Raw genomic sequence first — 10,472 nt, forward strand, 5'->3', positions numbered from 1 at the left:
AGCTCGGCTGCGGGCGTTTTCGTCGCGGGGGCGTCCTCCATTTCTGACCCCCGTTCATTCCGGACGGAGGGTGATGGGGAAGTACCTGCTGCGCAGGTTCGCGGTCAATCTCATCCTGGTCGCCGTGGCGGCGAGCCTGGCGTACCTGCTGGCCGCGAGCAGCCTCCACCCTCGCGCCAACTTCGCCGGCCGCAACCCGGCGCCCGCCGTCGAGGTGGTGGACGCGGCGCTCGACGACGCGAACATCAACGACAAGACCCCCTTGCTGCAGCGGTACGGCACCTGGGCGGCCGGAGTCGTCCACGGCGACTTCGGCAAGACCTGGGAGGGCGGCTCGGTCAACGACGAGATGGGCCGCAGGATCGGCGTCAGCCTGCGCCTGCTGTTCATCGGCACCGTGCTCGGCTCCGCCCTCGGCGTCATGGTCGGGGCGTGGGCGGCGATCCGCCAGTACCGGGTCAGCGACCGGGTGATCGGCGTCAGCTCGTTCGTGATCATGGCGATCCCGGTGTTCGTGGTCGCCACCATGCTCATGATCGGCGTCGTGGGGCTCAACCGGGCCGCCGGTAGCACGCTGATCGAGTACACCGGCGAGTACAACCCCACGCTGACCGGCTTGGACCAGCTCGCGAACCGGCTCAACCACCTGATCCTGCCCACGATCTCGCTCTGTCTCGGACAGATCGCCTACTACAGCCGCATCCAGCGCAACATGATGCTCGACGTGCTCGGCCAGGACTTCGTCCGCACGGCCATGGCCAAGGGGCTGCGCCGCCGCACCGCGCTGTTCAAGCACGCGCTGCGCACCGCGCTGATCCCGGCCGCGACGTACTTCGCGTTCGCCTTCGGCACGCTGCTGACCGGCGCGACCTTCACCGAGAAGATCTTCGGCTGGCACGGCATGGGCGCCTGGCTGGTCGACTCGATCTACACCAACGACGTCAACTCGGTCGCCGCCGTGAACCTGTTCGCCGCCGTCTGCATCCTTATCGCCGGCTTCCTGTCCGACGTGATCGTGGCCGCGCTCGACCCCCGGGTGCGGGTGAGCTAGATGCGCAACAAGGTCGTTCTGCGGCGGTTGCTGGCCAACCGCCAGGCACGGTACGGGCTGATCGCACTCGCCCTGCTGGTCGTGCTCGCGTACTTCGGTCCGTACATCGGGGCCCATGACTGGAGCGAGAAGGACTTCCTCAGCTTCCTGAGCGCGCCCTCGGCCGACCACTGGTGGGGCACGAACCAGATCGGCCAGGACATCTACGCCGTCACCCTCCACGGCATGCAGAAGTCGATCGTGATCGGCCTGCTCGTCGCGGTGATCTCCACCGGCCTGGCCGCCCTGGTCGGCGCGTCGGCCGGGTACTTCGGCGGCTGGCTCGACCGGGCCATGACGTGGTGCGTGGACCTGCTGCTGGTGCTGCCGTCGTTCCTGGTCGTGGCGGTCATCTCGCCCCGGCTGAAGAACGCCTCGTGGCTGTGGCTGGTGGTGCTGCTGGCCGTCTTCGGGTGGATGATCACCTCGCGCGTGGTGCGCAGCATGACGCTGTCGCTGCGCGAGCGGGAGTACGTCCTGGCCGCCCGCTACATGGGCATCCCCGGCTGGCGGATCATCCTGCGGCACGTGCTGCCGAACCTGTCCTCGCTGCTGATCATCGACGCGACCCTCAACGTCAGCGGCGCGATCCTCGGCGAGACCTCGCTGTCGTACTTCGGCTTCGGCGTGCAGCCGCCCGACGTGTCGCTCGGCACGCTCATCGCGGCCGGCAGCGACAAGGCCGTGGTCTACCCATGGCTGTTCTTCTTCCCCGCGGGCCTGCTCGTGCTGCTGGTGCTGAGCGTGAACCTCATCGGCGACGGCCTGCGTGACGCACTCGACCCGGGGAGCACCCGATGAGCCTGCTCGAGGTGAAGGACCTGACCGTCACGTTCGCTGGCGGCATCGAGGCCGTGCGCGGCGTCAGCTACGAGGTCTCGCGCGGCGAGGTGCTCGGCATCGTCGGCGAGTCCGGGTCGGGCAAGTCGGTGACCTCGCTCGCCGTCATGGGCCTGCTGCCGGAGAACGCCCAGGTCAGCGGCTCGGTCAAGCTCCACGGGCGCGAGCTGCTCGGCATGCGCGAGGACGACCTGATCAAGGTGCGCGGCAAGGCGATCAGCATGATCTTCCAGGACCCGCTGTCCGCGTTCACCCCCGTCTACACCATCGGCGACCAGATCGCCGAGGCCGTCCGCGTTCACCAGCGGATCGGCAAGGACAAGGCCGCCCGCCAGGCCGTCGAGCTGCTCGACCTGGTCGGCATCCCGCACCCCGACGTGCGGGCCCGGTCGTTCCCGCACGAGTTCTCCGGCGGCATGCGGCAGCGCGCGATGATCGCCATGGCCATCGCCAACGACCCCGACCTGCTGATCTGCGACGAGCCGACCACCGCGCTCGACGTCACGATCCAGGCACAGGTGCTCGAAGTGCTCAAGACCGCTCAACGCGAGACGGGCGCCGGCATTGTGATGATCACCCACGATCTGGGCGTCGTGGCGGGGATGGCCGACCGGGTGCTGGTGATGTACGCGGGCAGACCGGTCGAGCAGGGGCCGGTGGACGACATCTACTACCGGCCGCGCATGCCGTACACGATGGGGCTGCTCGCCTCGATCCCCAGGATCGACGGCGAGGAGGGGCCGCTCGTGCCGATCGAGGGCAGCCCGCCCTCGCCGAGGGCGCTGCCGCCCGGCTGCCCGTTCGCGCCGCGCTGCCCGATGAAGGTGGACGCGTGCGACGACGAGGAGCCGGACCTGACCGCCGTCGGCGGCGGCCGGCAGGTCGCCTGCATCCGCTCGCGCGAGATCGAGGACAAGGGGCTGACCGGCGCGGACGTGTTCCCGGTGCCGGTGATTCCCGCGGACGAGCTCGTACGGGTGCCGCGCGCCGAACGGTCCACCGTCCTGGAGCTCGACGGCCTCGTCAGGCACTACCCGCTGATGAAGGGCTCGGTCTTCAAGCGCCGCGTCGGCACCGTGTACGCGGTGGACGGCATCTCCTTCGACATCGCCGAGGGCGAGACGCTGGCCCTGGTCGGCGAGTCCGGCTGCGGCAAGACCACCACGCTCCAGCAGATCATGCAGCTGGAGGCGCCCCAGGACGGCCGGGTCGTCGTGCTCGGCAAGGACAGCGCGAACCTGGACAGAAGCGCTCGGAAAGCGCTCCGGCGCGATCTGCAGATCGTCTTCCAGGACCCGATGGCCGCGCTCGACCCGCGCATGCCCGTCGGCGACATCATCGCCGAGCCGCTGCGCGCGCACGGCTTCCCCGACAGGGTGGATGAGCTGCTCGAACTCGTCGGCCTGTCGCCCGCGGACGCCGGCCGCTACCCGCAGCACTTCTCCGGCGGCCAGCGCCAGCGCATCGGCATCGCCCGCGCGCTCGCGCTGGAGCCCAAGCTGCTCGTGCTCGACGAGCCGGTGTCCGCGCTCGACGTGTCCATCCAGGCGGGCGTGATCAACCTGCTCGACTCGCTGAAGGCGCGGCTCGGGCTGTCGTACCTGTTCGTGGCGCACGACCTGGCCGTGGTGCGGCACCTCGCCGACCGCGTGGCCGTCATGTACCTGGGCAGGATCGCCGAGATCGGCACGGTGGAGAACGTCTACGACCGGCCCGCGCACCCGTACACGCAGGCGCTGCTGTCGGCGATCCCGCTGCCCGATCCGGCGATGGAACGCTCCCGCAAGCGGATCCTGCTCGAAGGAGACCTGCCCAGCCCGGCCGATCCGCCGTCGGGCTGCCGGTTCCGCACCCGTTGCCCCCTTTTCGCGCGGCTCCCGGAGTCGCAGCGGCGGCGGTGCGTGGAGGAAGAACCCTCGGTCGTACGGCAGGCCCGCGATCACGGTGCCGCCTGCCATTACGCGGAGGAGATCGAGGTCATCACGGCCTCGGACGATCAGGAGGAAAAGTGAAGGTTCGGTACAAGGCCACGGCGGGGATCGCCGTGCTGGCTCTGGCTGTCGCGGCCTGTGGCGGTGGAGGCGGCGGCTCGTCCAAGCCGGACGCCGAGTCGTCCCAGCAGGCGCAGGAGCAGGCCGCGAACCTGCCCAAGCGCTCCATGGGGGACGTCGATTACGCCCAGGTCAAGGACGGCGGCACGCTCAAGCTGGCGATGACCCAGTTCAAGACCCAGTGGAACTACAACCAGGTCAACGGCACCCAGTCCGACGTCGGCGACGTGGTCGAGCTGATCATGCCGACGATGGGTCTCGCGGACGAGAACGCCACGGTCACGAACGCTCCCGACTACGTCACCTCGTGGAAGGTCGGGACGACCGGCGGCAAGCAGGTCGTCACGTACCAGCTGAACGAGAAGGCCGCCTGGTCGGACGGCACGCCGATCACGTACAAGGACCTCGTCGCGCAGTGGAAGGCGCTGAACGGGTCCGACAAGAAGTACCAGGTGTCCTCGACCGACGGCTACGACCGGATCTCCTCGGTGGAGAAGGGCGCGACCGACAAGGACGTCGTGGTCACCTTCGACAAGACGTACCCGGACTGGAAGGGCCTGTTCAGCCCGCTCTACCCGGCCGCCACGAACGAGACGCCCGAGGCCTTCAACAAGGGCTGGATCAGCAAGATGCCGGCGACGGCCGGGTCGTTCAAGTTCGACTCGATCGACGCCACGTCCAAGACCGTCACGTTCGTCCGCGACGACAACTGGTGGGGCCGCAAGGCCAAGCTCGACAAGGTCATCTTCCGGGCGCTGGACGACAACGCCACCCCGAACGCCTTCGCCAACGGCGAGATCGACGCCTACAAGGTGTCGGTCAACGCGGCCAACCTCAAGCGTGCCAAAGAGGTGCCGAACGCCCAGATCCGCACCGCCGCCGGCCCCGACTGGCGTCACTTCACCATCAACGGCTCCAGCGAACTGCTGAAGGACAAGAACGTCCGCCAGGCGATCGTGTACTACGGCATCAACCGGGACGCCATCATCCAGTCCGACCTCAAGGACATGGACTGGCCGGTCCAGGCGCTGAACAACCACATCTTCATGAACACGCAGAAGGGGTACGTGGACAACTCCGGCGACTTCGGCGCGTACAACCCGGAGAAGGCCAAGCAGCTCCTCGACGCGGCCGGCTGGAAGCTCGACGGTGACGTCCGCAAGAAGGACGGCAAGGAGCTCAACCTCAACTTCATGATCCCGGCCTCCTCCACCTCCGCCAAGCAGGAGGGCGAGCTGACGCAGGCGATGCTGAAGGAGATCGGCGTCAAGGTCTCGATCAACTCGGTGCCGGACGACACGTGGGACGTCGACCACCTGATCCCGGGTGACTTCGACATCGCGCCGTTCTCGTGGCTGGGGACGCCGTTCCCGATCCCCGGCCTGGCGCAGATCTACAAGACGCCGGCCAGCAAGGACAACTTCGGCAGCAACTTCCCGCGCATCGGCACGCCCGAGCTCGACGCCAAGATGGCGCAGGCCGGGGGCGAGATGGACCCGGACAAGGCCATCGGGTACGCCAACGAGGCGGACAAGATGATCTGGGACGAGGTGCACACGCTGCCCCTTTACCAGCGGCCGCAGATCGTGGCGGTGAAGCAGACCCTGGCCAACTACGGGGCCAAGGGGTTCTCGAGCATCGACTGGACGGGGGTCGGGTTCACCGGCTGACCGTCTGTCCGGTGGGTCCCGGCTGGGTCGCCTGGCCGGGACCTTCTTTTGCCGAGTTATCCACAGAGTTTGGAGTTATCCACAGGATCGGGGCGTCAACCCCCTGGTTATCCACAGGGGCGGCGTGGATTTCGCTGCTTGTCCCCAGAACCGCGTTCGGCTGCTCGGCGTCCGGCCCCGATCGCGGATCCTGAGTGCCTCACCGCACTCCCGGAGGCACCCATGAAGATCGCTCTTCCTCTTCCCGCCCGGCTGACCTCGCACTTCGTCGTGCCCGTCGAGCGTGGCCCCTTCGACGTCGAGTCGTTCGTGCCATGGCGGGTCGGCGTGCCGTACAGACGGGCGGCCAACGCCGTGCTCGGCACCGCGCTTCTGACCGTCACCCACCACCCCGCCCCCTGGAAACCGAACGGCGTCACGCTCAGCGTCGAGGAGCGGCATCTGCTGCGGAGGGCTCGCGAGCACGTGGTGGTGTCATCGACGGCGCCCTTGCCCGGCCTTCCCACGAGCGTCCAACTGGCCCGCGCCACGGCTCGTGCGCTCGCCCGCGAGTGCGGCGGCCTGGTCATCGACCCGTTGACGGGGATCACGCTCCGCGGCTGCCCCCCATGCTCGTCCTCTTCCTTCACCGCCGCCGGCGCCGTCGTCCCCGTGCCACCGAGCTCCCGGCCGGCCGGCCCTCTTCCCTTCGACATGGCGGATGAGCCGCACGGCTTCCGGCTCGCCGACGACTGGCTCGGCTGGGACGTCCAGGTGCACGCCGACGCCACCTGCCCGCCGTGGGACCCGGCCGACACGGGCGCCTGCGACTGCCTCCGGGTCACCTCCCGTGGCCTGCACCGTTTCGCCCTGCCCGAGATCACCCTCGACGGCGCGGCCTGCGCCCACAGCCTGTGCGCCACCGGCCTCCTGCGCCGGGTGGCCCACCGGCTGGTCACCGACCACCTGTCCTACCTCGCCACCCACCCGGACACCGGGGAGCGCCTGATCGACGATCACCTGCGCATAGAAGCCCCGCTCTCACCGGACGAGCGCGCCGGCTCCCCGTTCACCGTCCGCCTGACCCCCTGCGACACGGACCCGGCCGCCCACGGCCGCGTCACCCGCCTGAAAGTCGCCCCACCGCCCACGGCCCAGGCCGCCCGCCGCGTCCCGGCGCCCCGCACGGGCCCCGACCGGCTCGCCCGTGTGGCCCTGGCCCCTGGATCGCCACAGATCACCAGCCCGCTCGCCCTCGCCACACCCCCTCCCGCTCGCCGGGTCACCCACCTCAAGGTGGGCCCGCCGCTGGGGTTCACCGGCTCACTCAACGACTGGCTCTGCGCCACCCAACGCCCCGCAGCCGCCGCCTCCCACGCGGCCGGCTACGACCTGACCGACCCCTCATCCGTCCTGGCCGCATAGACGGGCAAGGCGGCAACCGGCAGGGGCAACGGCAATGGACGCACCTGAACGTGGCACGTGCCAGGAACACCGTACGATCGCCATTCGTAGAACCCATGTGGACGCTTTCGACGACATTGACCGCAAACTGCGAGAGTCACGCGAGCAGGTTCGCCAATTCGAGCACCTGGCCTCCAGGCGGAAGACCATAACCCTCCAGGCCCGTGAGGTCACTGCGCTGATCGGTGAGCTGGAGACCCAATCGGTCAAGGAAGAGCGCGACGTCGCCCGGCTGGAGGGCAGGCTCGGCGGCTTCCTGGCCGGGATCATGAGCCCGTTCTCGGGGCCCAGGGACGAGCGCCTGACCAGGGAACGGGCCGAGGCCGAGGCGGCGTTGGACCGGCTCCACGGCCAGCGGCGCAGGCTCGAGGAGCTGACCGCCGACCTCAAGACCACCGAACGCGAACTGGCCGCCGTCTCAGGCGCGCCCGAGGCGTACAGGAAGATCCTCGCCGACAAGGAGCGGCTGCTGATCGATGTGGGCGACCCGCGCGGGCTGCAACTGGCCAGGACGGCGCAGAAGCTGGCCGACACCCAGGCCGACCTGCGGGAGTACGGCGAGGCCATCCGCGCGGGCACGGCGGCGGGCGAGGCGCTGAGCATCGTGCTGAGGCTGCTGGGCAAGGCGCAGGGCGCATCCACCTGGGACCTGTTCGGCGGAGGCGGACTGGCCGACATGGTCGAACACGGCCATCTGACCAGGGCCGACCAGGCGGCCTGGCACGCCCAGCGGGCGCTGGACGTGTTCTCGCGGGAGCTGGCGGACATCGGGTGGACCACCGACCTGCAGCTTCCCAAGGTGGACACGCGCTGGTTCGCGGACACGTTCTTCGACAACATCATCACGGACGCACTCAAGCACCAGCGCATCAACCGGACCCGCGACGCGGTCGCCGCGATGGCCCAGTGGGTGGACGAGGCGTTGCAGAGGCTGTCCCGGCGTCGGACGCAGTTGGAGGGGCAGTACAGGGCTTTGGTGGATGAACGGGAGCAACTGATCGCCAGCTACTGATACGGGGGGTGTTTCTTCGGGGACGGGCGGGCGGGGGTGGGGCGTGGGGGCAGGTTTGCGGTCCCACGACGGCTGGGGTGTGGGTGAGCTGGTCGGGGGAGTCGCCGGCACTGGTCGCGCGCAGTCCGGACCGCTGCTGCCCGCGCAATTGTCGCGCTGCAGACGGGAGAGGTCCGGGGGCGGCGGATCGGTCAGCTACGGGTATCAGCGTCCGGTGGACCGGTCAGTTACGGCTCCTCCGAGCGGAGGAGCCATGAACGAAGCCTGGCCAGATATGTGATCGTTCGAGCGTAAGAGGCGCGAAGGAGCGGATCGGGGCGGTTGCGGGTGAGGCCGCTCAGGCGCCCGTCGAGCCCGTTGGGTTCGTCGGGTCCTTCAGCGGCTGAGGATCTGCCTGAGGACCTGTTCCAGCGTGCTCGCCGGATCCGCGACGGCGTCGGGGGAGCGCCAGGCGACGTACCCGTCCGGTCGGATGAGGACGGCGCCGCCCCTGCTCACGCCGTACCTGTCCGCCCATTGGGCGTTGACGTCCATCAGCTCCTCGTCCACCAGCACGCGGGTGAGCCCGACCCGCAGCCGCTCCTTCACCAGCCGTCCCGCGTCCATCCACGGCTGCCCCGCCGACCCGGCGATCAGGACGAACCCGGCTCCGAACAGGTCGATCGTCGAGATCAGCTGCCCGTCCCAGTCGAGCTCCACGTGTGGCGCGCGGCTGCCGGGGCGTCCGATCGGCACGCGTGGATCCTCCAGGAGCGACCCGTCGTCTCCGGGCTCCTCCAGGATCGCGGTGGAGTGGTAGCGATATCCGATCATGGCCGCGATGGGGTCTTCGAGCGGCTCCGGGTAGTCGGTGCGCATCGCGGGAGGCATGCGAACCCCCAGGTTCGCCAGCTGGGCGTCGGCCGTCAGCGTGCCGATCGGGCGGCGCTCGGCGTCGTACGTGTCCAGGAACCCCGTCCCGGCCTGCCCCGTCGCCACCAGCCACAGCCGCCAGGCGATGTCGCAGCCGTCCTGGAGCGCCGTGCTCCCGCCCTGACCACCGGTCGGCGGCATCGTGTGCGCCGCGTCGCCGGCCAGGAACACCCGGCCGTCGCGGTAGCGGTCCGCCGTGATGTGGGCCATGGCGAACGTGGCCGTGTCCAGCACCTGCACGTCCAGGTCGGGGATGCCGGTCGCCACCCGTACCAGCTCGACGCAGCGCTTCTCGGTGAAGTCGGCCGCGCTCTCGCCCTTGGCGGGATCGAAGTTGACGCCCACCACGTGCATCCCGACGCCTGTGCCGGTCACGATGACGCCGGTGAACACGTCGTTCTGCAGGTACCAGAGCGTCACCTCACGCTCCCGCACCAAGCCGGAAAGGTCGGCGTCGAACATGATCGAGCACATCTGCCCGAGTTCGCCCTTGCCCGCGGTGGGGATGGCCAACTGGGTGCGGAGCGGGCTGCGGTACCCGTCGGCGGCCACCACGTAGTCAGCTCGTACGACGCTGTCGACGCCGTCGGCTCTGATCACTGCGGTGACGCCCTCGGGGTCCTGTTCCAGCGAGATCAGCTCGGTGGAGAAGCGCAGGTCAGCGCCCAATTCTTCGGCCTTGGCGCGCAGCACCCGCTCCACCTCGGCCTGCGGGGCGCCCACCTGCGCGGCGGGCGTGATGTCGGCGAGGAACGACATCTCCTCCTGCTCGTCGGTGATGATCATGTGCGGGTTCGGGTCGCTCAGGCTGGATCCGATCGCGATGCGCATGCCGTCGCCGATGCCCGCCCAGATCTCCCGCAGCTCCTGCTCGATCCCGGGCACGGGACGCAGCAGCTCCACGGCTCGCGGCCCCATGCCGAACGCCTTGGGCTGGATCGACGTGCTGGGATGCCGCTCGACCAGCATGACGGGCACCCCGCGCCACGCCAGCATCGTCGCCGCACTCAGCCCGGCATAGCCTCCGCCGACCACCAGGACGGGCACTCGCTCATGCATCTCTCCACCTCCGGTACGGCACGACACGACGCGACATATCGCGTTATCGATCGTGCGACACGATATGTCGCGTCGGAGGGACTGGTCAAGACATATCTCGATATCGGCTAGCCGTCTGCGGGTCTGGGCCGACCGGAGAACGGTGGATCTGCAGTCTGCGGAGGGCGGCGAGCGTGCTACTTCTAGGGAAAACGATCTTTCGGCTGGCGATCCGCCTACGAGCGCTGAACACTCCCACGGGTCTCGCCTACGGGTGGGAGAGCGAAGCGGTGGTGGGGCAGAGCTGGCGGCGGACCGGCGGACCGGCGGACCGGTGGGCCTGTGGGCCTGTGGAGCGGCGGCGGGGGTGGGGGTAAGGGGTGGCGGAGCGGTGGAGGGGTGGTGGGGTGGTGCCT

General features: G+C 69.3%; 7 protein-coding genes. 6 read left to right on the plus strand and 1 reads right to left on the minus strand.

Going from position 1 to position 10,472, the window contains the following annotated elements; all coding sequences use genetic code 11:
• Positions 1 to 73: 73 nt before the first annotated feature.
• The 6 genes from KME77_RS25585 (at position 74) to KME77_RS25610 (ending at position 8,106) form a co-directional block, all read left to right on the plus strand.
• On the plus strand, positions 74 to 1,051 hold the full coding sequence (locus tag KME77_RS25585; protein WP_219471488.1) for an ABC transporter permease: 978 nt from the start codon (positions 74 to 76) through the stop codon (positions 1,049 to 1,051).
• Positions 1,052 to 1,891, plus strand: coding sequence for an ABC transporter permease (locus KME77_RS25590; RefSeq protein WP_219471489.1), 840 nt, complete (start codon positions 1,052 to 1,054; stop codon positions 1,889 to 1,891).
• Positions 1,888 to 3,942, plus strand: a complete 2,055-nt coding sequence (locus tag KME77_RS25595) for an ABC transporter ATP-binding protein (protein ID WP_219471490.1) — start codon at positions 1,888 to 1,890, stop codon at positions 3,940 to 3,942. The genes KME77_RS25590 and KME77_RS25595 overlap by 4 nt, the downstream gene beginning before the upstream one ends.
• Positions 3,939 to 5,651, plus strand: a complete 1,713-nt coding sequence (locus KME77_RS25600; protein WP_219471491.1) for an ABC transporter family substrate-binding protein — start codon at positions 3,939 to 3,941, stop codon at positions 5,649 to 5,651. The genes KME77_RS25595 and KME77_RS25600 overlap by 4 nt, the downstream gene beginning before the upstream one ends.
• Before the next feature lie 222 nt (positions 5,652 to 5,873).
• On the plus strand, positions 5,874 to 7,055 hold the full coding sequence (locus tag KME77_RS25605) for a hypothetical protein (RefSeq protein ID WP_219471492.1): 1,182 nt from the start codon (positions 5,874 to 5,876) through the stop codon (positions 7,053 to 7,055).
• 97 nt (positions 7,056 to 7,152) lie between these two features.
• Positions 7,153 to 8,106, plus strand: a complete 954-nt coding sequence (locus tag KME77_RS25610) for a hypothetical protein (protein ID WP_219471493.1) — start codon at positions 7,153 to 7,155, stop codon at positions 8,104 to 8,106.
• Between the two features lie 375 nt (positions 8,107 to 8,481).
• On the opposite strand, the gene KME77_RS25615 is transcribed toward KME77_RS25610, so the two are convergent.
• Positions 8,482 to 10,077: an FAD-dependent monooxygenase gene (locus tag KME77_RS25615; protein ID WP_219471494.1), complete on the minus strand. Its 1,596-nt coding sequence runs from the start codon at positions 10,075 to 10,077 to the stop codon at positions 8,482 to 8,484.
• Between the last annotated feature and the right edge of the window lie 395 nt (positions 10,078 to 10,472).

Origin of the sequence: Nonomuraea rhizosphaerae (assembly GCF_019396405.1) — a bacterium.
Lineage (GTDB): Bacteria > Actinomycetota > Actinomycetes > Streptosporangiales > Streptosporangiaceae > Nonomuraea > Nonomuraea rhizosphaerae.

Excerpts from the sequence above, each read along its gene's own strand:
- KME77_RS25605 (WP_219471492.1), top strand. The coding sequence starts at position 5,874 with ATGAAGATCGCTCTTCCTCTTCCCGCCCGGCTGACCTCGCACTTCGTC.
- KME77_RS25615 (WP_219471494.1), bottom strand. The coding sequence starts at position 10,077 with ATGCATGAGCGAGTGCCCGTCCTGGTGGTCGGCGGAGGCTATGCCGGG.
- KME77_RS25590 (WP_219471489.1), top strand. The coding sequence starts at position 1,052 with ATGCGCAACAAGGTCGTTCTGCGGCGGTTGCTGGCCAACCGCCAGGCA.
- KME77_RS25595 (WP_219471490.1), top strand. The coding sequence starts at position 1,888 with ATGAGCCTGCTCGAGGTGAAGGACCTGACCGTCACGTTCGCTGGCGGC.
- KME77_RS25585 (WP_219471488.1), top strand. The coding sequence starts at position 74 with ATGGGGAAGTACCTGCTGCGCAGGTTCGCGGTCAATCTCATCCTGGTC.